This is a genomic window from Emticicia sp. MM, from assembly GCF_001649495.1.
The window spans coordinates 1-24,977 of record NZ_LXHX01000050.1 but is presented as its reverse complement, the minus strand read 5'-3'; the positions used below and the strand labels follow the sequence as shown (position 1 = coordinate 24,977).

The following is a 24,977-nucleotide window of genomic DNA, read 5'->3' as shown; positions in this document are numbered from 1 at the left end:
GCATAAAAAAAGTAACCCAAAAATTAAAATTTACAAATCCAATATTTATCAATGCTTTCCAGCCAAACTTTGGACTTAATTTGAAAAAAAAGTTCAATGAAAAGTTAACAATCTATTATTGCTATGATGAAATAAGTGAAGCTCAATGGTGTAAAAAACACGGTGCCTGGACAGAGTTCGAATTCATGAAAATTGTTGACGCTGTCGTTGTTTCATCTAAAGCACTATTGGAAAAGAAAAAAAAGATTCAAACAAACACTTTTCTAGTAAAGAATGGTGTTGATGTGGGTATTTTTAGTGATAAAAAAGATATAAACAAGCCAAAAACAATTATTGGTTACATAGGTACCATTGATGATAGGATTGATATCGAACTTGTTAAAAGCTTAATCAAAAATATGCCCGAATACAAATTTTTATTTGTTGGGCGAGTCATGGATAAAACTGTAGAATCAAGTCTAAACATACTACCCAATGTTGAATTTACAGGGGCCAAGCAACCAGAGGAGTTGGGTATTGAAATGAAAAAAATTGATATTGGACTAATACCTTTCAAGAAAAATGAATTTACAAAAAATATTTATCCACTTAAAATCAACGAATATTTAGCAAGCGGAATGCCCGTTGTAAGTACAGATTTTGCAGATTTAACTGACTTTGAAGGACTCATTTATAAGAGCACAGATAATAAAAGTTTTGAAGAAATGCTAAAAATGGCTATTATTGAGAAAGATCAATTATTAGTAGATGCAAGAATCGGATTTGCTCAACTTAATTCATGGAAAAATAGAGCTGTCGAATTAACACGTATTATTGATGAATTAACTGAAAAATAAATAATATTGGTGGAGTCGAAATTATTAATTTCACAACAACATTTTTAATATTTGGTTACAAAATAGTGAGTAGAATTTACTGTCTAATATGTATTTTTCAGAATATGTTAGATAATAATTAATAAAATTAGAATAAATCTACTCATACTTATTATCTTTCATTTAGAAAGAAAAATGCTTTTACAATGAAAAAATTATTAGCCAAATTTGATACCTCATTTATTGAAAGAAGTAGCCTAATGATGGGCAATATTCTAAATGCAGGATTAGGTTTCCTTACATTCGGTATATTGGCACGTGGGCTTTCAAAAGAAGACTTTGGTATTTGGGTATTGTATTTGAGCGTATTTGGATTTGTTGAAATGCTCCGTGCTGGTTCTATTTACCAAGCATTGGTAAAATATGTTGCATCGTGCCATGATAAAGTACAAGAACGAAGATTTATTCTAGGTGCATGGCAAATTAGCCTTTGGTTAACAGCAATTATTTTGTTGGTTATTTTCAGCGTAAAAGTATTATTTGAATCGTATTTTTTTATCAGATTTTCTGAGTTGTTGTTTATTCAGTATCCGGTCGTCATTTGCTTGATGTTACCCATCAACATGGCGACCATGATATTTCATTCTCGTCAGCAATTCATTAAATTGTGGTTTATAAACTTCTTACAAAGTGCTCCATTTTTAGCTGCATTATTTTTCTCGAAGAGCCTCGATTTGCAATTAGTTGTAAACATACACTTGTTAGTAAGAGCATTGATTGTAGTTTATACTGTTATTTTTGAGCGTGGCATTTGGGTAAATTTTAAATCCTTATTTTCAAATCCAAAGAAAACAGATAGTTCTTATAAAGAACTTCTCAATTTTAGTCGCTTTACTGTACTTTCACAAGTGGGTTCTAGTTTACTAAAAAATGTTGATATTTGGCTAATAAATCACTTTGCTGGTTCAAGCATGGTTGCTCTATATCAAATACCACTTAAACTAGTTGAGATTTTTGAAATTCCTTTGAGAAGCTGGGCAATGTCGGCCTACCCAAGATTTTCAAACTTAGTTGCACACCAAAAAATACTTGATTTGAAAAAAAACTTCATTAAAGAGCTGGGTTTATTTACTTTAGGAATTTTACCGATAATAGGAATATTATACTTATTTGCTGAAGAAGCCATTGTACTTTTTGCGGGTAAAGGGTATGCAGAAGCAACGGTTTTACTCAAATTATTTATGTTGTATGTATTATTACTACCAACTGACCGTTATCTTGGCATTACGCTTGATGCTCTCAATCTCCCACAAATAAATACAGTAAAAGTATTTGTAATGTTGTTTATCAATATCATTGGTGACTATTTAGTTCTTCATTTTGAATTAGGATTAATGGCTGTTATCGGAATAACTCTGCTAAATATTACTTTTGGCATTGTTATTGGCGTGTATTTCATGAAACAACAATTCAATGAAAAAAATATCATCGCCATTTCAAGCATCTAAAGGGTCTGAGCAACTCAAAAAACCCTTAAACCTTGGCTTGTTAATTTTATTTGGCATTTTCTTTTCACTAATTATTTCAAAATCAGGATTTACGGCTGGGATTGCTTTTGCGGCTTTGCCTTTCCTTTTTTTCTTTTTATACCAACTTTTCACCTACCCCAAATTAGGAATTTACAGCACCATATTCATGGGATTTATGGTTAATGGAATTCCTCGTTATGTGAGCGATGCTCCCGTTGGTCTTGCCATTGATGGAATTTTATTTTTAACATTTATTGCTCTTTTGGTAAAAAAACAGAAAATTGATTGGTCGGAAGCCAGCAGTGGACTTACCATAGTATCAATTATCTGGATGGGCTATAATGTATTAGAAATTTTTAATCCAGAAGCACGAAGTTTTGAAGCATGGTTTTATGCCATGAGAGGGGTCTCGCTTTACATGTTTTTAGCAGTACCTTTGACATTTGTGTTACTCAAAGAAAGGAAAGATTTAGACCTTTATCTTAACCTTTGGTTGATAATTTCAATAATTGGCTCAATTAATGGACTAAAACAAAATATAATAGGTGTTGACTCTTTTGAACAAGCTTGGCTTGATGCAGGTGCAGCTAAACAACACATACTTTTCGGTAAATTGAGAGTATTTTCATTTTATTCGGATGCAGGCCAGTTTGGTGCTTCACAAGCACATACTTTAGTTGTGGCTACCATTTTGGCATTACAAAGTGGACTAAGCTTAAAACGAAAAATATTTTATTTTACAGCTGCATTCCTTTCATTAATTGGTATGTTTATTTCTGGAACCCGAGGTGCGATGGCAGTACCTGCTATTGGTTTTATGACATATTTTTTCATGAGTAAAAACTTTAGAGTTTTTGGTGGAGGTGTATTGATTGGTGGTATTGTGTTTTATATATTAAAATTTACTTTTATTGGACAAAACGTTTATGCTATCAATCGAATGCGAACTGCCCTAGACCCCAACGATGCTTCTTTATTAGTAAGACTTGAAAATCAGAAAAAGCTAGCAAATTATTTAGCTTCAAGACCTTTTGGTGGAGGGGTGGGCTCTGCAGGAAGCTGGGGATTAAGGTTTAGTCCAAATAGTTTTCTTGCACAGACTCCTACCGATAGTTGGTTCGTTAGAATTTGGGCCGAGGAAGGAGCAGTTGGGCTAACTGTTCACCTAATTATCTTGTTTTATATTGCCATTCAAGGCGGTATCATTCTTTGGAACCTTCCTGACAAAAATTTACGGCAACAATTCCTTGCAATTCATGCTGGAACTTTAGGGATTTATGTAGCGAGTTATGGAAATGGTATTTTAGGACAAATGCCAACAGGAATTTTACTATATGTGGGTTGGGCTTTGATGTTTAAGGCAAAAAAAATCTGTGGATTAAGTTATCCATTTTCAAAACAGGCAAAAACTATACTTTAAAAATAACTTCATCATTCGGTACTCGAGTACGTGGTCCGTATATGCCTTCTGATTTACCAATTCCGCATGCTATAACCATACAAACTTCAGCACTTGCTGGTAAATTCAAAATTCTTTTAATTATTCGTTCATCAAAACCTTCCATTGGACAAGTATCATAGTTTTCTGATTTCATGCTGAGCATAAACGTCTGAGCGGCTAATGCACAAGTCTTATGCAGCGAAACCCTTTGGTCGGCATGCGTAATTAAATGAATAATTGGTTTTCCAATAATTGTGTGGTATGAAACAATAAGAAATCTAATAAGAGTAGCTATACCTAAAAAATCGTTTGTATAAAACAATGGCATTAGTTTTTTGTAATAATTTAACGCTCTTTTATCCTTAGATGTAATTTCTTTACCCACAAATTGTTTTTCCATATTTGCCAAATTCCAAGCAGCTCGTTTTTTCCATTTATCATGACGGGTAACAAACACAACTAATTCAGATGCTGTACGTGCTGCCGACTGATGCATACATGCACGTACAATTTTTTTCTTTTTTTCTTCGCTCGATATTTGGTAAAATTCCCAAAGCTGCATATTTGAGCTATTGGCCGAAAGTACGGACCTTTCTAAGCTTTTCGTAACTATTTGGCTATCAAAACCGGCATTTTCATCATAGACTCTCACCGAACGGCGTGCTTTTAAAATTTGGTCGAAGTTCATTGAAGGTAGTTAGGGGTTTTATTGAAAATAATTTTTAAGTAAATAAAATAAAAAAGGCGAACATTTGTTCGCCTCAGATATTAAATTAAGTTTTTACCTTTTTCTATCGCCTTTTCAAGACCACTTGCATCGCTTCCTCCTGCGGTTGCAAAGAATGGCTGTCCTCCGCCTCCACCTTTCATTTCTTTGGCAAGTTCTTTGACAATATTTCCAGCATGAAGACCTTTTTCTTTCATTACTTCCTCATCAATGATTACAGCAATTTGAGGTTTCCCGTTGAATTCTGTACCAATTACAGCATACAAACGAGCAACTTTTGTTTTTAATTCATAACAAAGTTGTTTAAGTGCATCAGCTGAAGGTACAGTAACTTTAGCAGCAATTACATTGACACCATTAATATTTTCAGCATTTTGAGCAAGCTCATTCTTTAGTTCTTGTAATTTTTCATTCTCTAATGCTTCTAGTTTCTTTTGCAAAGTAGCTTTTTCAGCTAATAGATTTTCAACTGCCTTCACTAAATCAGTATTACGAAGCATCTCTTTTAATTGTGAACTTACCGCCAACTGCTCGTTGATTGAAGCAATTGCTGTACCACCCGTAAGTGCCTCAACACGGCGTACACCTGCAGAAACAGAGCCTTCAGAAATAAATTTAAAGATACCAATTTTTCCAGTTGACGAAACGTGAGTACCCCCACAAAGCTCTACAGAAAATTTAGGATCAAAGATAACTACTCGTACAAAATCACCATATTTTTCTCCAAAAGTAGCCGTTGCTCCTAATGCAATGGCATCGGCAATTGGCATATTAACTTTTGTTTCTAACGGAATATTTTCTTGGATTTTTGCGTTCACAATATCCTCAATTTTCCCTAATTCTTCATCAGTAACCTTTGCAAAATGTGAGAAGTCGAAACGAGTAATATTATCATCCTGATATGAACCTTTCTGCACAATATGTGTACCTAAAACCTGACGCATGGCTGCTAACATCAAGTGGGTAACTGTATGGTTAACTCGAATTTTATCTCGACGTGCCTCATCAATGTGGGCAACTACCGTACCTGCATTTTGTAAGATTACATCAAGATTTTTATCAGTTGATATATGAATGAAAAGGTCATTTTCCTTTTTCGTATCCTTGATTTTAACTGAATGATTTCCAATCATAATATGACCAGTATCTCCAACTTGCCCACCCATTTCTGCATAAAAAGGAGTTCTATCAAGGACAATATGGTATTCTTCTCCTGCCTTTGTTTTTACCTTTCTATACTTAATAATTTGAGCTTCTGCCGAAACTTCGTCATAACCTACAAATTCAAAGTCAGAGCCTTCATTCAACTCAACCCAATCTGTTGCTTCTTTGGCAGAATCTTTTCTCGAACGGTCTTTTTGCTCTTGTAAGGCTTTTTGGAAGCCTTCTTCATCAATTTTGAAGCCTTTTTCACGGGCAATCAATGCAGTAAGGTCTGAAGGAAAACCAAAAGTATCAGAAAGCTCGAATACAACTTCACCAGAAATAACATCTTTTTTCTCAGCAGTTGCTTGTTCAATAATATCATCTAACTTTTTCAAGCCAGTTTCAAGCGTACGTAAGAAAGACTTTTCTTCTTCTTCAATGACACGTCCAACGAAATCTTGCTGTGCTTTTAATTCAGGGAATACTTCGGCAAATTGGTCAGCCAATACTGGAACAAGTTTTGTCATGAATGGCTCGTCGAAACCTAAATAAGAATAACCATAACGCACGGCACGACGTAAAATACGACGAATTACATAACCAGCTTTAGCATTTGATGGTAATTGTCCATCGGCAATAGTAAAGGCCACTGCACGAATGTGGTCAGCAATTACACGCATGGCTACATCTACGTAATTGTTGGTTGAAAGCGTACCATTTTCGCCATACTTTTTACCCGACATTTGCTCAATTACTTGAATTGTATTTTGGAAAACATCAGTATCATAATTTGATTTTTTACCTTGAATCGCCATACATAAACGTTCAAAGCCCATTCCTGTATCTACGTGTTTAGCTGGCAATAAAACTAATGATTTATCGGCTTTACGCTCAAATTGCATGAATACGTTATTCCAAATCTCAATTACTTGTGGGTGGTCTTTATTTACCAAATCTTTCCCACTAATCATATCAATTTCGGCTTGGTCACGCAAATCAATATGGATTTCTGAACATGGTCCACATGGACCAGTATCGCCCATTTCCCAAAAATTATCTTTCTTGTTTCCTAAAATAATACGGTTTTCATCGCCAATCAATTCTTTCCAAATATCAAACGCCTCTTGGTCAAATGGCACACCATCATCTTTACTTCCTTCGAATACTGAAACATAGATTCTTTCCTTGGGTAATTTATATACTTCTGTCAAAAGTTCCCACGACCATTCTAATGCTTCTTTCTTGAAATAATCTCCAAATGACCAATTTCCAAGCATTTCAAACATTGTATGATGGTAAGTATCAAAACCTACATCTTCTAAATCATTGTGTTTACCACTTACACGAAGACACTTTTGAGTATCGGCAATACGTTTTGAAGGAGGCGTACCATTTCCCAAGAAAAAGTCCTTAAATTGGGCCATTCCTGAGTTATTGAACATTAAAGTTGGGTCATTCTTTGCAACTAAAGGTGCAGACGGAACTATTAAATGCTCTTTACTTTTGAAGAAATCTAAAAAAGCCTTACGTATTTCGTGAGAAGTCATCTTTGGTTATTGGTTACTTGTAAATTAGTTACTTTCAATGATTATCTGTTGAATTATTATAAACCCTTAGGAAAGGGATCAATCATTCTATTTTTTTGCAAAATTAGCTTAAAAAATGGATTATATTAATATTTTCTACTCAAAAACTCAAATTCTAAATCAATCCTCAAATTAACAGTATTAAAAACCTTTACTAAATAGTTTTGGTACGCTGCTTAAGTAAAGAGCATTTTATAGATTTGAGAAAAGTACAATTTAAAATAAAAAAAGAAACCTTCTATCAGTCAGAAAGTAATCTTAATTACTTTTCAACTTTCAGAAGGATTCTTTAAATTATCTACTACTGTTATTTAATATTATTTTTTACTTTTTGAGTATCTTAAATTTACTTTTTGGGTAATACGAGGACGAATTATTTTTTATAGATGTTTTCTGGTACTCTGTATCCAGTTTTATCTAAGTACCAATCTGGAAAATCAACTCCGTTACTTTCGGCCCATTTTCCAAAGTAATTATATCCTTTTAAGATTTCTGTTTTTTCGTAAGGATAATCAAAACTTACTGGAATATGAATTGCCCAAGGTAAATTTTTGAAGTTTTTGTAATAAATAGCTTTACTAGGGTTAGTACGGTCATCTAATGTTCCAAACAATTTAGTATTAGCCTTTTCAGTTGGCTTGTAATTAGGAAGGTGTACTTCTTTTCCACGATCTTTATTCACAACAATAAAAGGATTGTAAGGAGCTGCACCTAAAGTTGATGAAGCCACAGGCGAGGTAAGTTCGACAGTTACATTCATCGTATCACCTTGTGAATAGGGTTGTTTAGCTACTGTATTGATGAAATCTGCCCCTACCCTTTTAATTTTATCAAATGCATCATCAAACACCATAATTACTGCATTATTCGAACCAACTTCTGTTCCATTTGCTGAGGTAGAAATCAATCCATTTAGAAGTGATTGTCCACTTACTTTTTTAACTTTAGAAGGGTCGATTGGTAATTCGAAGCCCCATCCATTTCTAAAAGAAGCACCTACAGCTTTAATTACAGTTTTTAACTTGATATCTACTACTTCATTTTTCGCATTAGTGATTTCTTGGAATTGATAGTTAAGTACCAAGTCATTGAAATCATAATCACCTTTTGATGGCCATAAATCTTCATAAGCTAAAGTTCCGAAAGTTGACTTTGAAGGTGTATAAGAAGAGAATGCTCTATCTTTATCTTTAGGGAACTCGTCTCTTGTATCATTTACACCGTCACCATCGGTATCTGTTTCTTTTGTATCCATTGGAGGAATCGAAGGGTTTTCAATCGCTTTAACTGGATTAGAAGTTACAAAGAATATAGCATCATTAAAATCGTTGTCACTACCAATAGGCGTATTTTCTCTGCTTACATCCTCAACTGCCACCAACATTCTGTTAGATTTTGTATCATCAAGAATTACAAAGTGCCTTCTTAAATCAGGGTTTTTCTCAACATTTAATTCCGAGTGACTAAAGTGTGTGTAATATCCACTACCTACCTTCGCATCTTTGCCTTGAAAAGCATTGGCAAGCAAGAAAAATCCAATTGCTTCACCCTTATCAAAAGTACCAATCTTTACCTTGTTACCAGAAACTAATCCACCACCACTTCCAGGGAAAGAAACATTAGGGAAAACTAATTTGGCATTATCAACATCCTTAACTGTTTTAGGTGGTGCCTTTGGATCAAACTTGTAAAATCCTAATGAGTTCTGCCAACCTGCACCTTCGTGCACGAATGTAATCCATACCTCTGCTTTTTCGTTTAAAACAAGCGTAGTTGGTCTATCATTTTTCAAGTATTCTGGGTGAGTTCCTGTTAAAGGCTTACTTTCAGGTAAACTTGAGTTAATATCTTGCAAGAACTCAGTTGTAATTGTTTCATTAACTGGCTCTAAATATTCTGGAACACCTGATGAATTCCATTTACCCATAACTTCATATTCAAAACCATCAGAAGAAGTTGAAAAAGCTTCACGTGCATTGCTGAAATTAGACTCGTTTTCAACAAACATACTCGTTACTGGCTTACTACCACCAATTTTGAATGTTGCTTTTTGCGATTCAATATTTACAGTCAAGCTATTTGGAATACCAATCATATCAGTTTTGAATGATAGTTGTTTGATATGGTTTCCTAAATCTTTTGAAACTTCAACTAAGCCATTTTGGTCGGTCATACCTGTGAATATTACTTCTCCGTTTGGTTCAGTTACAATCGTAAATGGTATTGATTTTAATGGTTTATCAACGCCGTTTAAAATGGATACGCTAATTTTTACCTCTTTTGAGTTTTTGAAATCAAATGTTGCTGGTACATTTAATTTTTCAATAGCGTAATCTGAGCTCTGTGGATTCAAAGTGATTTCATCAGCTTTTGGAAGACAAGAACTCAATAAATAAATGGTAAAGATTGAGATGATTATGTTTTTCATTTATAGTGTTTGTTTACTGAACAGTATATATTCAATAGCTATGCCAAAAAACATAAACACTTTATAATCAAACACTTAACCAATCAACACTTACCAGTTATTTCCATATTTTGGAATCAATAAAATAATTTGGAAAAGGCAATAAATAAATCGAAAGTAGAATAAATAACAAAAGCAGCACTGAGGCTGCTTTTAATAAATAATCAACGCACTTTAACTTAATATTTTCTGTAACCAAAATTTCTATTTATAATTTCCTTTTAAATTCCAAATTAATGCATCAGCATACATTTTTAATAGAAGGAATTTCCTTTGTAATAAAAACTTAAAAATATCTCTTATGGCCACCATTGATAAATAACCTAATGAAAACCATTTGATTAAACCTTTTCTCCACTTTCGTGCTAATAAAATTCTGTTGCGTGTCTTATAATAAACCTGCAAAGCACTTTGTTTACCTACACTAATTGATTCTTTATGTAAAACCAGCGATTTTGGAACAAAATAAATCAAATAACCTTTTTCTCTGATTTTCATACACCAATCTATCTCCTCATAATAGAGGAAAAATTCTTCTGGCATTAATCCTGCTTCTTTTACAGCCTCAGCTCTTACCATCATTGCAGCACCATGAGCTAAATTAGTTGGAGCAGTCTCATCGTATTGACCCATATCTTTTACACCATAACCGATAGCAAAGCTTTGAATTTTATAGGGGTGTAAATCGGAAGAACCCGCATACTGAATGATTTCTGGATGATAGAAATAATGAAGTTTTGAAGAACAAATACCAACTTTGCTATTATTTTCCATTACTTCAACTAAAGGTTCTAAGAAATCTTCCTTTACTTCGGTATCATTATTTAACAACATTAAATATTTACCATTAGCTTGTGTAATAGCCAAGTTGTTTCCACCTGCAAAACCTAAGTTTTTCTTACTTTCGATTACTTTCACCTCAGGATAGTCAGCATTTAACCTAGCCTTCAAAGCTCCATCAGAAAAATTATCTACAACCCAAATTTCAATATTTTTATATGAAATCTTTTTTAATGAGTTCAATAATTCACAAGTAACATCGGGTTGCTTGAAATTTACAGTTATAATAGAAACTAATGGAGTATTCATTGATGACTTGATTTAATTTCTTCACAAACCTTTTGGAGGGTTTCTGTTACAAGTGAAATCAGTTTTTTTGTTTCAGGAAGCTCTTTGTCACTTTTACCCAAAATCTCAAGCTGTCTAATCGGCTGTTTCAATGAGGTAATTTGAAGCATATCAATTGAAGCTTTTATTTTATGTGCTAAAAGGCCAATTTGTTTCCAATTACATTTGGCAGTAAAATCAATAAATTGTTCAATTGCCTCTTCAGATTGCTTCATGAATAATAATTCCATTTGCTTTATCTGTGCTGAATCACCTTTCATTAGCTGCTCTAAATTACTATTACTATAAAGCATTTCTGAAACATCGGCTATTACTTTTGGCGTACTAGTTAATGTGTAATTGATAGTGGTATTACTTATATGCTTCACTAATTTTGCTAGCAATTCATCAGCTACAAAGGGTTTACCGATATAATCATTCATGCCTACCCTTGTAAAATGGTCGATTTCTTCTTCAATCATTAATGCCGTTAATGCAATAATTGGAATTTTAGGACTTTCAGCTCTAATCAATTTCGTAGCCTGAAAACCATCCATCTCTGGCATCTGAATATCCATCAGAATACAATCGTAGTACTTTGAACGGAACTTTTCTACTCCTTCACGTCCATTATGTGCAATTTCGACTTTCATTCCCCAACCTTCTAAAAGCTTTTGAGCAAAAAATTGGTTCATTGCATTATCTTCTACTAAAAGAATCTTTTTACCGATAAGCGAATTACTAGATAAATGGCTTTGTTTAATCTCATCCAATGGCTCTTGGCTAATAGGAAATCCTATTACGAAGGTAAAAGTAGAACCTTTTCCAAGCTCACTTTTAACTCGAAGATCTCCGCCCATTATTTCAATTAATTGTTTAGAAATACTTAAACCAAGGCCTGTACCACCATATTTACGACTAATACTTGAATCTTCTTGAGTAAAACTTTCAAAAATTAATTTTAAATTTTCAGGTGCAATTCCTTTGCCTGTATCAGAAATAACAAATTCAACCACTAAAGCATTATTCATTTTAGTGACCAAACGGGCTTCGATTGTAATCCTACCAATTTCAGTAAACTTAATAGCGTTACTCACCAAATTCAATAATACTTGACTTAAACGGATTGAATCTCCTGTAACTGTAGTATTTAATTTTTCGTCAAACTTCAAAAACAAACCAATTCCTTTCTGTTCCGCTTTAAATTCATTACTACTAATAATATTCTGTAAGGTCTTTTTTAAGTTGAATGGAATTTTTTGTAAAGTCATTTTACCAGTTTCGATCTTAGAAAAGTCTAGGATTGAATTGATAATTCCTTGAAGATTTTCGGCAGAAATTTGAACCGTACTTATGTAGTCGGTTTGTAGTTGTGTAAGATGCGTTTTCTGAATCAAGTTCATCATTCCTAAAATCGCATTTAATGGCGTACGAATTTCATGACTCACCACTGCGAGAAACTCTTGCTTGACTCTACTTGCTTCTTCAGCTTTTTCTTTGGCTTCTTGTAAGCGAGCCTCATAATTTTTTCTATCCGTAATATCAGATTCTATTGCAATAAAATTAGTCAGAATACCCTCATTGTCATATATTGGCTGAATTGAAAGCTCAACCCAATATTTCTCACCAGTTTTAGAGTAATTTAAAATTTCAGTTCTGAAGCTATTTCTTAATTTGATTTGTTCTGAAATATATTTACGGGTTTCGATGTTTGTTTCCTGTCCCTGTAGTACTTCTCCTGGTGTTTTTCCCTTGACTTCGTTAAGGAAATAACCAGTAATTCTTGAAAAACCCTGATTTACCCATTCTATCTTTCCTTGTGCATCGGTAATCACGATTGCATTATCGGTTTTCTCGGCAACAACAGCCAATTTCTTTAATTCTTCTTGATAACGAATCTTTTGCTTGGTTTCTTCAATAACACGGTTGTGTAATAGACTAGATTGGAGAGAAATTGCAAACTTTTTAATTACTTTGGCGGCTTTTTTTGAGTCACCTTCGGTGAAAGCATTCTTAGAGGCGTTATTTTGACTAAAATAAAATTTGATGAACCCTAATTGAGGCAGTGGGATTATCCAATAAATACCTTCATGAATATTTTGCTCAGTATTTATTTCGTGGAAAAGTGGTGTGCCTGATTTTACCAAGACACCACCAGTTCCATCAAGTAGACTCATTAAATAGTGGTTAAGTGTAATTTCCCTGAGGTTAGTACTAAACTCTGGATTTGCATAGATTAAAGTATGATTGTCTGGATTAGGCTTATTCAAGTGTTCATTTTTTATCCAAATTGAACCAAAATCAATATTTTTTTGCCTCATCCAAACATTTAGGAAATTCGCACAATTATCCCTTAAGTCTAATGAATTACCTATAGAAAGTGATAATTCATAGAGTAGTGAAATTTCATGTGCTACATCTATTTTAGTTCCTAAGTTAATCATTTGTATATACTGCTTGCAACGATTGTTTTATTGTAAAAATCAACAAAACCTGTACCCGAAGAGGCAATTTCACCAAGTGTAGATACTCCTCTTATTTTACATAGTTTATCACTGTAAACATCTTTCATTGCTTTTAGCTCTTCGGTAAACTGATCTTCTAAATACATTACTCGGGTTATACAGTCAAATACCATTAAGCAAGCAGCAGATCCTTCATCCTGAAAAGTCTGATTTGCAACCTCAGAGGCTGCAACGATTAATTTTTCAGGGTCACCAGTTAAGATTTGCAAAGTTGAATTTTCGGGAACCTCTGAAATGCAAATAATTTCGTTATTTTCATTAATTGCTATTGGGTCACGAACAACAAACTCAGCTCCTTCCTTGTAAATCCCAAATGGAAATATTTTTGCAATGTCAATAAATTGTGATTCAGAGAATTTATTATTTGAATTTGACTCAATTACTTCTTTGTAAACTTCAAAAGCAGGTCTCCAGTTTAATTCTTTTATAATATTTTTTTCGGTTGATGTAGCAATGAAGGGTCCTGCAAATACTTCCCAACCATGTTTTACGCCAATTTTACTATTGCTACTCAATAAAATGAGTAAAGCACCGTCGTCAAACATTCCTTCATTAGTAAAAATACAAGGTTTCTGTTCAAAACTCATGAATCCAGCTCCACCACCAACAAGATTAATTTTGCTATTCAGTAAACCGTAAACTTTTTTTAATAATAAATCTGTTTCAGCAACCATCGCATCCATTAGCAGGATGGCAGTTTTAATTCCTTCTAAATTTTCAATCCTTCGAAAAGATGAGTCGTCCTTCATTGAAAATTTGACAACTTGCTCAACATTCGGAATAGAAATCAAAACAAATCCTTCGTAGTAATTTTCGGTGTTGTGAATAAGGGTTGGATAAATTCCACCAAAAAACTTTAAATTATTGTCATTGAGAAGAGCTATCAGTTGATTTGCTTCATGAGCAGTTTTTTCTGCCATGAATACAAGTACATAATTGTTACTCAATTTTAGATTTTCAATCGAATCTTGAGTTAAATCTGCTATGCTTTCGAAGTACATGATATTAGACGTTATGGTGAATTAAAATAGTGCATAAAACATACCAAATATGTAAAACACTGATAATCAACACCCAATAGCAAAGTTAATTCCAAAAAATGGATGAGATTCCAAATTTAAGAAAAAAAAACATTCAACAGCAAAATAAATATCATTTTATCAAGAACGAATTGCCTTTTCCCAAACAACTTTTTGTTGATTGTTTAAAAAACGCTTAAACCCTGCCAATGCCGAATAATTCATTAATGAAAAATAATAAGGCACGTACAAAACTTTAACTTTCTTGCCAGCACGTTCAAAATAGAAACCTAATATAGCCATTGAATAGAATAAAATCTGTCCAAAGAGCAAAATTTTATAAAATTCATTATATTCAAAAAGTGAAATATTTAAACCAAGAATTAAAATCAAGGCAAATGGCACTGCAACCCATCTTAAAACTCGGTGCGAAATATATTGAAAAGTAAGCAATCCATTTTTAAATGGATTTAATAACTTAGGCATTCTCACGACTGATTGAAATCCCCCAGCACAAATTCTGATTTTTCTTTTGAGTTCTTCTGAACTATTTAATGACGCAGTTTCAGTAGCAAAAGCATTAGGCTCGTAGGCAGTCACGTATCCTTTTTGACAAATTCTTAACGATAATACAAAATCATCTAATAAAGTATCTGCTTCTAATTCCTCAAAAAGACTAGTTCTAATTGCATAAAGTTCACCTGCAGCTCCAACGGTAGAATAGAGTTCTGAATCTAATCTCTTCAAAAAGCCTTCATACTTCCAATAGATGCCCTCTCCCACCTCAGCTGTTTTTCCGGTTGTTTTCATAATTCTTTTTTCACCTGCAACAACACCAACTTTCTCATCTTCAAAATGCTTAACAATTTCTCTCACAGCATCAGCATTTAGCATCGCATTAGCATCAGAATAAATTGTAATTGGTGTACTGACAAGTGGCATCACTCTATTTATAGCAGCCATTTTACCACTTCTACCATCCTTGTGATAAAGTGTAATGGCAGAATTTTTTGATATAATTTCAGCAGTTCTATCAGTTGAACCATCCGTCACAAATGCAATCTTCAACTTCTCTTTTGGATAGTTTAAAGATAAAGAATTTTCGATTTTTGCTTCAATACAATCTTCTTCATTATAGGCAGCAATTAGCAAGGTAACTTCTGGTAGAAAGTTTGGATTGTAAGATTTGCTCTTAACGAATAATCGTTTAATTTTAACCATTATCCAAATCAAAATTCCGTAGCCGATGTAGGCATAAAAAGTTAATCCAATTAACAGCCAAAAAATAATTTCAATAGTATTCATCTTTTTATTACAGCGATTTAATTGATTCTGAATTAAGAACAGCACGATAAAAATTGATAGTCTTTTCGGCTGTACTTTCCCATGAAAAAGCCTTCGCCCGATTTAAACCTTTGTTTTTTAAATCATTATACAGACTATCACTTCCTAAAACCTTCCTAATTGCTTGAGTAATTGAAGATGTATCCATTGGATTTATTAACACAGCTGCGTCATCGGCTACTTCAGGCATTGCACTGGTATTTGATGTAATTACTGGTGTTCCGCAAGCCATTGCTTCAATGATTGGAATTCCGAAGCTTTCTCGCAAAGAAGGGTATAAAAATAACTTAGCCAAGTTATAGATAAATGGTAACTCGGCATGCTTAACATAACCTGTCAGTATAATATTTGAAGATAAATCTTTTCGATTAATTTCATTGAGGAGGTTCGTTAAATCAGTTTGAGAACTTTCAGCTACAACTAATTTTATTGGATTTTCAGTTGAATCAACATATTGAGCGTAAGCTTCTAGGACTCTTTTCATATTTTTCTTAGGGGCTTGATTACCTAAGAAAAAAATAAATTCCTGTGGGAGTGAATATTTGACTCTTACTTTATCTAATTCCTGCTGTTCGTCAATTACTCTAAACTGCTGATTATAAGCATTATAAACAACTTGTATTCTATCAAAATTTACACCAAGTGCCTTTTGAATTTGTATTTTTTCAAATTCAGATACTGTAAAAATAAATTTTGCTTTGGGAGCAATTTTCGGCACATTCCATCTTCTATAAAAGTGTCCTGCAATTTGGTATAAAGACCCTTGTGAAAGAAACTTCTCTAAATAAATAATGTCATGAAGCGTAAGTACAAACGGACAGCTAATTTTTACAGAAGCAGTATTTGAAGTAAAATGCATTAAATCTATTTTCTCTTGCTCAATTGCCTTAGGAAGTGATACCTGCTCCCAATCAACATAGGTCTTGCCTTCAACTTCAACCACTTTTAAGTTATCACTTGATTTTAAGCATATATCAGTATCTGGTTTTACAAAAACCACATACTGATTTTCCTTATCTATCTTATGAATTGCTCTGATTAGTTCAAGTGCATAAATGTCCATGCCATGCTTTTTCGGGCGAAAAATTCTTTGTGCTTCAATTCCTATAATCATTGCAGAAGAAGGTTTGCTAACCTTTCAGAAATTTAAGATAAGTTAACCAAATACAGTTTCAATTATTTCTTTCGTATGCCCCTACTCACTAAGCTCCGTGTGGTGTATGTAAGAACTTTTGCTTTGCCTTACCAATCTTAAGTATTGCCTTCAGCATACTGAAAAACACTTTTGGTAGTTCCAAAAGAACTTTCATATTCAACATTTTCAGTAAATAAGTTGGCGTAGCTATCAATAAACCTGCCCACAATAGAGCATTTAATGAAATAATTTCTGTGAGGTAAGCTGGAAAAATTAAACTAAAAATAAGCATTAATCCTAGGACTCCTACTAAGATTAAACGAGGAGGCAAAACAAATTGAATTACTTTGTTGAAAAAATCAACATTACCATTTTTAAATAATTCAACCCAAGCACTTAAAAAATTCTGTTTGGCAAAATTCCACTGAGCAGCAAGCCAACGAGTTCGTTGAGTTTCAAAAACCTGTGTATTTCTTACCTTTTCATCAAGTACGTATGCTTCTTCAAGATATTCAATAAGAAGCTTATCTTTCATTACATCAAGTTCTAGTTGTTTATCAAAGCCACTTACTACATCAATTTTTTTTAAGTAGCTTACAAACAAATCGTAATTCATTACTAATCCAGAGCCAATCAATGCCGCAGAAAGTCCTACATTATGATGTCCTAAACGGAAAATTGAATTATTTATTTCTTCACTAATGGCATCTAATTTAGCCATTGTAGTATCTAAATTCTTGGCAATTCTGTGTGTTTGAATAATTTGATTGCCACTTACATAAGATTCTTTTGTCTTGGTGATATAGCCTTCTACCAAATGATTATCTGCATCAAGTAAGACTACTGCATTATACTTTCTCCCCCATGACTCTAAGGATTTCATGGCACTATTAATAGCCTTCGCTTTCGTACTTTTTTCAAAAAACACCTCTATTACTGTAACCTTCAATTCTTCAAGATGCGTGATTGTTTCGGGTTTTAATTGGTCTGCAATTATCACAACTTCATCCTTCGAACCAAAATCGGGTTGCGAAATGATATTTTTTGCAGTTTCAATAATTACTGCATCTTCTTTATATGCAGGAACCATGAACAAAAAATTGATATTTTCAATATCTAAACCTTTTTTAGCACTTCCCTTTTTGTAGAATTTTGAAGCAATTGCAAAGAAAAAAACATATGCAACAGCAATACCGAAATATATTAGAATGGCAATCATTTAAGTAGTCAGTTAGAAGTATCAAGCAATGTAAAAATTACATTTTTTCAGATTGGAAAAGTGCGGGAAAAGTCTTAGCAATTAGCTTTAAATCAAATTTCCAATTGTGCTTTTGAGCATAAGTGTTATCTAAATCTTGGCGTTCTTTTGCTGAAAGTTCTCCTTTACCACGTTTGGTTACTTGCCATAAACCAGTAAGGCCCGCAGGGGCCAAAAATCTAGCAATTGACTCATCTTTTGTTAATTGCTCCGCCTCATATAATGGCAAAGGTCTATTACCTACAATTGACATATCACCTTTGATAATATTAATTAATTGAGGTATCTCATCTATACTTGTGTTACGAAGGAAGGCTCCAAGCTTCGTAATTCTTGGGTCGTCCTTAAATTTTAGGAAGGCAGATTTTTGGCTATTTTCATCCAAAATTACTTCTTCATTTTTCCAACCTGAATCATCAATTAAATTTCCATCGGATGCTAAATCTACTTCTTGCTTCGCAGTTTCATACATGTTCAAATGAGCCATATTTTTAATTTCATTTTCTGCACCTGTACGCATAGTACGAAATTTATAAAGCTCAAAAACTTTATATCCAGCACCTATTCTCTTAGAAAGAAAAAACACTGGACCTTTCGAGTCAAGTTTTATTAGTATAGCAACTATCAGTAATAGCGGAGAAAGTAAAAGTAATGCTGTACCTGCAACAACGATATCAAAAAATCTCTTTCTAAAGGATAATTTTGGTGTTAAAAAACCCTTTGAAGGCTTATCATCAGAATCTTTTTTATCAGCAGTATTAGCATTGTTTGAGTTGTTGGAAGAGGGAAGGACATTCAATAACTTTTCAATACGAATTTGTAATTCTTCTGGATGAAATGGTTTCACTACATAATCATCGGCTCCCAATTTCAAACACTCAATTCTACTTTGGCTTTTATCTTCACCAGACAATACAATCAAAGGAATATTTACGTAGAGTGGATTGGTTTTAAGATAGCTAATAATTGCTTTACCGTCTCCATCTTCTAAATTCAAATCTGTAATGATACCATCTGGCATCAAACCACTCTGAAGTATATCTTTTGCTTCATGTAAGCTGTTGCAAAGGGTAAGATCAAAAGTTTCGCTGTAGCAGTGTTTAATCAACGCTAATAACATAACATTATCGTCGATAATGAGAAGTCTTTTTTTCATCGTATTTTCTTTTTGTTATTGTTATATAAAATACATTTCAATTCTTTTGCCAGTTTTTCGAAAACTCACAAAACACTGATAATCAATTAACTAAAATTATGCCAATTATTATAATATTCCATAATTTGGAAATAAAAAATAAATGTTGGAAATTGAATCTAATTTGAATGCCATATTAACAATTTAATGGAAAATTCGCAAATAATTTTTATTGTTGAAGACGACCCTTTCTATGGGGCGATGCTAGAGTACTACCTCACGCTTAACCCTGATTACACAGTTGAAAGGTTTGAAACTGGTAAAAGTTTACTGGAAAATCTCTTTCGAAGACCCATTGCTATTACTCTTGACTATTCACTTCCAGATATGGATGGTGAAACGGTCTTGAAAAGAATTCACAAAGAAAATCCAGAAATCCCAGTAATAATTATTTCGGGGCAAGAAGATATTTCTACTGCTGTACAATTACTAAAAAATGGTGCTTATGACTACATCGTAAAAGATGCCAATACTAAAGAGAGACTTTGGAACTCTATCCTCAAAATTAAGGAAACGCAGGAGCTAAGAGCTGAAATTTCACAACTCCGTGAAGAGGTACGCGAAAAGTATGAATTTGATAAAGCTATCAAAGGGAATAGTGCCGCCTTACATCGGATTTTTTCTTTAATGGAGAAGGCATCGAAAAGCAATATTAATGTTTCCATACACGGAGAAACTGGTACTGGAAAAGAGCTTGTTGCTAAGGCGATTCATCATAATTCTACAAGAAATAAAAAACCTTTTGTTGCAGTTAATATGGCCGCAATCCCGAAAGACTTAGTCGAAAGTGAGCTTTTTGGCCATGAAAAAGGAGCATTTACCGGTGCAATTAGTAGAAGGATTGGTAAGTTTGAAGAGGCCAACGGAGGGACTCTTTTCCTAGATGAAATTGGCGAAATGGAATTAACAATGCAAGCAAAAATTCTTAGGGTCTTGCAAGAACAAGAAATTACAAGAATTGGTGGAAATCAAATTGTTAAGATCGATTGCCGAATCATTGTTGCAACTCATCGAAATTTAGCGGAAGAAGTACAAAAAGGAAATTTTAGAGAAGATTTGTACTACCGATTATTAGGTTTAAACTTGCAACTTCCTCCGCTTCGGGAACGAGGCAATGATATTATAGTTTTATCGAAATATTTTATTGAAGAATACAGTAAGAAAAATCGGGTGCATAAAATTAGCTTGAGTAATGAAGCCTCACAAAAACTTTTGAGCTATTCTTACCCTGGAAATATTCGAGAACTGAAAGCAATAATTGAATTAGCATGTGTAATGGCCATTGAAGATACCATCTCAGCCGACGATATTACGTTTAATTCTATAAAACCAGAAGGAGCTTTTTTATTAGATGAAGTAACTCTGCGAGAGTATAACAGGAGAATTATTCGACATTTTTTAAATAAGTATGACGATGATGTTTTATTGGTTGCTGAAAAATTAGACATCGGAAAATCTACTATTTACAATATGCTTAAAAGCGGTGAACTTTAGTAAGTAAAAACTAAAAAAGGAGCAATTAGTCTGTTTTTTTTCATTTTATTAGGTTATCAAAATATAATGCTAATGAAAACGTTTCTAGTTAAGTATCCAAAATTATTACTTGATAATTAACTAGCCCTTATTAAATTTTTTATGAAATTCAAAGCCGTGATTTTTGACTTTGGGAATGTAATAATAAATATTGATGTTCCTCTAATCTATCAAAAATTTGCCCAATTCACATCTAAGCCAGCTGAATATATCGAAAAAAAAATTATTGAAGATCAGATTTTTAGGAGATATGAAACTGGGCAATTTACAGATGAAGAATTTAGAGAAGTCATTCGACAAACTGTAGGATTTCCACTGAGTGATTATGAAGTAGATACTGCTTGGAACGCACTATTACTTGATATCCCCAAGGATAGAATTGAATTAATTAAAAAAATTCGACAAAAATACCCTGTTTTTTTATTGAGTAATACAAATAACATTCATATTGAGGCTTCTAATCAATACCTCAAGAAAGCCCATGACATTGAGCATCTAAACATTCTCTTTGATAAAACATATCTCTCTTATGAAATGGGGTTGTGGAAGCCCGATACGGCTATTTACCATGAAGTACTCAAACTAAACAATTTAAAACCCAACGAAGTAATATTCTTTGATGATAACCATCATAATATAGAATCTGCAAAGTCAATTGGCATGCAAACTATTTTAGTTGAACCTCCTACTTCAATCATAGAGTATTGTAAAAACCTATTTTAAGTTGTTACTTTGCATTTGCACAATTATCAACTTATGAATCAAAAACGTACGCTTTCGATACAAATAATACTATTTATAACAACCCTCATTGCAACAACTCTTACTGGAGCAGAATGGATTTATGGAAGACCATTTTTTTTTGGAGAAAATACACTAGGGTGGAATGAGTTTTTAGATGGCTTTCAATATTCTGTACCATTTCTTGGTGTTTTGACTATACACGAATTCGGGCATTATTTTATAGCCAAGAAGCATAGAACGGACGTAACCCTCCCTTTTTATATTCCACTTTGGCTTGGAGGGATTACATCTACGTTTGGCACTTTAGGTGCATTTATTCGCATCAAAGAAAGAATCCAATCACGTACGAAATATTTTGATATCGGTATTGCTGGCCCTCTAGCAGGATTCGTAGCAGCACTTTTTGTTCTTTGGTATGGCTTCTCGCATTTACCTCCACTTGATTATGTTTTTCAACTTTTCCCGATTTTCAAACAATACGGAAACGAATATGGCAAATTCCTTGAAACAACCCCCGATTACATATCAATAAAACTAGGAGATAGTTTATTGTTTAATTTTTTTGAGCAATATGTTTCGAACGGAGAATTGCCACATCCTTATCTTTACACTAATTACCCGATTATATTTGCGGGCTATCTTTCTTTATTTTTTACTGCACTAAATCTATTCCCAATTGGTCAGCTTGATGGCGGGCATATACTTTATGGCTTAATAGGAGATAAAGCTTTCAACGTAGTTTCTCCGATTATTTTCACAGGATTTGTATTTTATGCGGGCTTAGGCTTGTTCAATGCCCATGAATTTACCACACAAGACAATCAGATTTTCTTAGAGTTAATTGGCAAATACATTCTGTATATTCTCTTTAATTATCTTTGTTTCTCGAAAATTTCAGAGAACTACCTTACTAACTGGCTAATTGCCTTATCGGTGGTAGCTACACAGCTAATATTATCTTATTTTATTCCAACGATTGAGGGGTACTCAGGTTTTTTAGCTTTCGGATTAATGATTGGTCGATACCTGGGCGTTTATCATCCAACAACTTATGATATGAAACCTCTTACGCTTGAAAGAAAAATATTAGGTTGGATTTCATTGATTATATTTATCCTTTGTTTTAGCCCAAAACCTTTTGTTATCATTCAAAATTTACCCCACTAAATAATTATTGAGGTAAAACTTTATTAAATCCTTTTTCATTAAAATACAATACCTTAAATTTAGATTGTGTAACGCACTTAAACTAAAATTATGCTAAACTGGCTCTTCAAAATAATATTTAAAGCATCGGGCTGGAAATTGGTCAATACCCCAAAGAACTTAAATAAAGGGTTGTTTGCGGTAGCACCACATGCTCGTACAGCGGATTTTCTAATTGGATTAGGCACAAGGGCTGCCATGGGAATAAACATTAGTTACTTAGGCAAAGCTGAATTATTCCGACCGCCTTTTGGATGGATTTTTAGAGGCTTAGGGGGTACACCTGTTTATAGAAGTAAAAGTACAAACTTTGTACAACAAGTAGCGGCAACTTTTAATGCTCATGAAAAACTTTTAGTAGCCATTGCTCCCGAAGGAACCAGAAAAAATGTTAGTAAGTTAAAAACTGGTTTCTATTATATGGCTCATGCCGCTAATGTTCCAATCATCATGTCTGGCTTTGATTACCCTCGCAAATCAATTATTTTTGCAGAACCATTTATGCCCACTGGAAATTTTGAGGCTGACATGAAGCAATACTTTATCCCATTTTTTAAAAGTATTCACGGATTTCAGAAAGATTGGATAAAAAATTATGAAATGGGTAAATTTTAAAACCTTATTTCACTAGGCTAACGATATTTACAAAACGAATTACCAAAGAATTATAATCATTAAGATGGAGAAACAAACCAAAGCCATTAGAATTCAAACTAAACGTTCACAATATAGAGAACACTCAACGCCTTTGTTTCTCACAAGTAGCTTTTGTTTTGAAGATGCCGAACAAGGCAAAGCACTTTTCGATGAAACACTCGAAGGGAATATATACACCAGATTTTCAAATCCTTCAGTACAAGAATTTGTAGATAAAGTATGCATGCTTGAAAACTGTGAAGAAGGCATTGCAACCGCAACAGGTATGGCAGCAGTATTTGCAGGATTTGCCGCTCATTTAAAATCAGGAGACCATGTTGTAGCCTCTCGAGCATTATTTGGCTCTGCACACCAAATCCTCACGCAAATCTTGTCTAAATGGGGCATTACTCATACTTACCTTGATGCAACTGCAAGCGAAGAAGATTGGGAATCGGCGATTCAAGCAAATACCAAAATGGTTTACCTTGAAACTCCATCAAATCCGGGTCTGGAGTTAGTTGATATGGCCATGATTGGTCGTTTAGCAAAAAAACATAACTTAATTTATTATGTAGATAATTGTTTTGCTACGCCAATCATTCATACACCAACAGATTATGGTGCAAACTTAATTGTTCATTCTGCAACAAAGTTTATGGATGGTCAAGGTAGAGTTTTAGGAGGAATTATCACAGGAACAAAAGAATTAATTGCTCCAGTCAGATTTTTCTGTCGTCATACAGGGCCTTCGATGGCACCATTTAATGCTTGGGTATTATCAAAAAGTCTTGAAACCTTAGAAATTAGAATGGCTCGCCACTGTGAGAACGCAATAAAATTAGCTAAAGCTCTTGAGAAAATGGATGGAATCAAAAATGTAAAATATCCACATTTACCGAGCCACCCTCAATTTGAACTGGCAAAAAAACAAATGAAAGCCGGTGGGGCAATGGTTACTTTTGAATTAGAAGGTGGTTTTAAAAGAGTGAATAAATTTACTCAATTAATAAAAATCGCATCAAACTCTTCAAATTTAGGTGATGCCCGTACAATTATTACGAATCCGAATACAACCACTCACTCTAAATTATCACCAGCTGATAAAGCAAAATTAGGTATTACAGAAGGACTTATTCGCTGCTCGGTTGGTCTCGAAGATATCAGAGATTTGATTGCTGATTTCAAGCAGGCAGCCAAGAAATCAATGAAATAAAAAAATAATGCCTACTTAATTTTAAGTAGGCAACCTTTTCACAACGACTGAAAACTAATATGTTATTATGACTAATAGCATTGAACAGAAATACATGGAGCAAATTATGAAAGAAGAAAATGCTTTCATGTATGCTCGATTTAGTAGAATTTTTAACAAACTATTTTCTGAGAATTCACAGGCTCAAGAAGATATTTTGGCATTAAAATCGCACATTAAAACGCTAGAAAAAAGTATTTCTGAACACAAAAAAGAGATTGAAAATTTAAACGAAAGAATTAAGAAACAAGTTTTTCTTGAAAAAAGTAAAGAAATTCAAAAAGAAAGTGTTAAAATTGTAGCGAATAA

19 protein-coding genes are annotated in these 24,977 nt (G+C 33.5%); 9 read left to right on the top strand and 10 right to left on the bottom strand.

What is annotated here, in order from left to right; genetic code table 11:
- The 3 genes from A6M55_RS07095 to A6M55_RS07085 all read left to right on the top strand — a co-directional run.
- A partial coding sequence (locus tag A6M55_RS07095; RefSeq protein WP_064197056.1) for a glycosyltransferase occupies positions 1 to 836 on the top strand: 836 nt, incomplete at its 5' end.
- 185 nt (positions 837 to 1,021) lie between these two features.
- Positions 1,022 to 2,323, top strand: a complete 1,302-nt coding sequence (locus A6M55_RS07090; RefSeq protein ID WP_064197054.1) for a lipopolysaccharide biosynthesis protein — start codon at positions 1,022 to 1,024, stop codon at positions 2,321 to 2,323.
- Positions 2,289 to 3,764 (top strand): O-antigen ligase family protein, encoded by a 1,476-nt coding sequence (locus A6M55_RS07085; RefSeq protein ID WP_015030658.1) that lies wholly within the window; start codon positions 2,289 to 2,291, stop codon positions 3,762 to 3,764. Before A6M55_RS07090 ends, A6M55_RS07085 begins: the two co-directional genes overlap by 35 nt.
- Here the strand turns inward: A6M55_RS07085 and A6M55_RS07080 are convergent.
- From A6M55_RS07080 to A6M55_RS17665, 10 genes are all read right to left on the bottom strand, one after another.
- The gene (locus tag A6M55_RS07080; RefSeq protein ID WP_015030657.1) at positions 3,754 to 4,473 is read right to left on the bottom strand and encodes a nitroreductase family protein; all 720 of its coding nucleotides are present in this window, start codon (positions 4,471 to 4,473) and stop codon (positions 3,754 to 3,756) included. The genes A6M55_RS07085 and A6M55_RS07080 overlap by 11 nt on opposite strands.
- An 80-nt stretch (positions 4,474 to 4,553) precedes the next feature.
- On the bottom strand, positions 4,554 to 7,205 hold the full coding sequence (gene alaS, locus A6M55_RS07075; protein ID WP_064197052.1) for an alanine--tRNA ligase: 2,652 nt from the start codon (positions 7,203 to 7,205) through the stop codon (positions 4,554 to 4,556).
- A gap of 412 nt (positions 7,206 to 7,617) precedes the next feature.
- A complete protein-coding gene (locus A6M55_RS07070; protein WP_064197051.1) occupies positions 7,618 to 9,672 on the bottom strand; it encodes an LruC domain-containing protein in 2,055 nt (684 codons plus the stop codon).
- A gap of 243 nt (positions 9,673 to 9,915) precedes the next feature.
- Positions 9,916 to 10,800 (bottom strand): glycosyltransferase family 2 protein, encoded by an 885-nt coding sequence (locus A6M55_RS07065; RefSeq protein ID WP_064197049.1) that lies wholly within the window; start codon positions 10,798 to 10,800, stop codon positions 9,916 to 9,918.
- The gene (locus A6M55_RS07060) at positions 10,797 to 13,262 is read right to left on the bottom strand and encodes an ATP-binding protein (protein WP_015030653.1); all 2,466 of its coding nucleotides are present in this window, start codon (positions 13,260 to 13,262) and stop codon (positions 10,797 to 10,799) included. The genes A6M55_RS07065 and A6M55_RS07060 overlap by 4 nt, the downstream gene beginning before the upstream one ends.
- Positions 13,259 to 14,344 carry an FIST signal transduction protein gene (locus tag A6M55_RS07055; RefSeq protein ID WP_064197047.1) on the bottom strand — a complete coding sequence of 362 codons (1,086 nt, stop codon included), beginning with the start codon at positions 14,342 to 14,344 and terminating at the stop codon, positions 13,259 to 13,261. Before A6M55_RS07055 ends, A6M55_RS07060 begins: the two co-directional genes overlap by 4 nt.
- Positions 14,345 to 14,503: 159 nt before the next feature.
- Positions 14,504 to 15,667, bottom strand: a complete 1,164-nt coding sequence (locus A6M55_RS07050) for a glycosyltransferase family 2 protein (RefSeq protein ID WP_064197046.1) — start codon at positions 15,665 to 15,667, stop codon at positions 14,504 to 14,506.
- A 7-nt stretch (positions 15,668 to 15,674) separates the two neighbouring features.
- Complete coding sequence (locus tag A6M55_RS07045; protein ID WP_064197044.1) at positions 15,675 to 16,820, bottom strand: glycosyltransferase family 1 protein; 1,146 nt, start codon at positions 16,818 to 16,820, stop codon at positions 15,675 to 15,677.
- Positions 16,821 to 16,908: 88 nt separating this feature from the next.
- Complete coding sequence (locus tag A6M55_RS07040) at positions 16,909 to 18,060, bottom strand: glycosyltransferase family 2 protein (RefSeq protein WP_064197043.1); 1,152 nt, start codon at positions 18,058 to 18,060, stop codon at positions 16,909 to 16,911.
- A gap of 37 nt (positions 18,061 to 18,097) precedes the next feature.
- Positions 18,098 to 19,255: a sugar transferase gene (locus A6M55_RS17665; RefSeq protein ID WP_015030648.1), complete on the bottom strand. Its 1,158-nt coding sequence runs from the start codon at positions 19,253 to 19,255 to the stop codon at positions 18,098 to 18,100.
- A gap of 186 nt (positions 19,256 to 19,441) precedes the next feature.
- On the opposite strand from A6M55_RS17665, the gene A6M55_RS07030 reads away from it, so the two are divergent.
- The 6 genes from A6M55_RS07030 to A6M55_RS07005 form a co-directional block, all read left to right on the top strand.
- On the top strand, positions 19,442 to 20,788 hold the full coding sequence (locus tag A6M55_RS07030) for a sigma-54 dependent transcriptional regulator (RefSeq protein ID WP_015030647.1): 1,347 nt from the start codon (positions 19,442 to 19,444) through the stop codon (positions 20,786 to 20,788).
- Between the two features lie 141 nt (positions 20,789 to 20,929).
- A complete protein-coding gene (locus A6M55_RS07025; protein WP_015030646.1) occupies positions 20,930 to 21,550 on the top strand; it encodes an HAD family phosphatase in 621 nt (206 codons plus the stop codon).
- A 33-nt stretch (positions 21,551 to 21,583) separates the two neighbouring features.
- Entirely contained in the window at positions 21,584 to 22,738 is a 1,155-nt protein-coding gene (locus A6M55_RS07020; RefSeq protein WP_015030645.1) for a site-2 protease family protein, read from the top strand.
- A 90-nt stretch (positions 22,739 to 22,828) separates the two neighbouring features.
- A complete protein-coding gene (locus A6M55_RS07015; protein WP_015030644.1) occupies positions 22,829 to 23,392 on the top strand; it encodes a 1-acyl-sn-glycerol-3-phosphate acyltransferase in 564 nt (187 codons plus the stop codon).
- A gap of 64 nt (positions 23,393 to 23,456) precedes the next feature.
- A complete protein-coding gene (locus A6M55_RS07010) occupies positions 23,457 to 24,629 on the top strand; it encodes a PLP-dependent aspartate aminotransferase family protein (protein ID WP_015030643.1) in 1,173 nt (390 codons plus the stop codon).
- Positions 24,630 to 24,735: 106 nt separating this feature from the next.
- The coding region (locus A6M55_RS07005; RefSeq protein ID WP_156510997.1) for a hypothetical protein at positions 24,736 to 24,977 on the top strand (242 nt) is incomplete at its 3' end.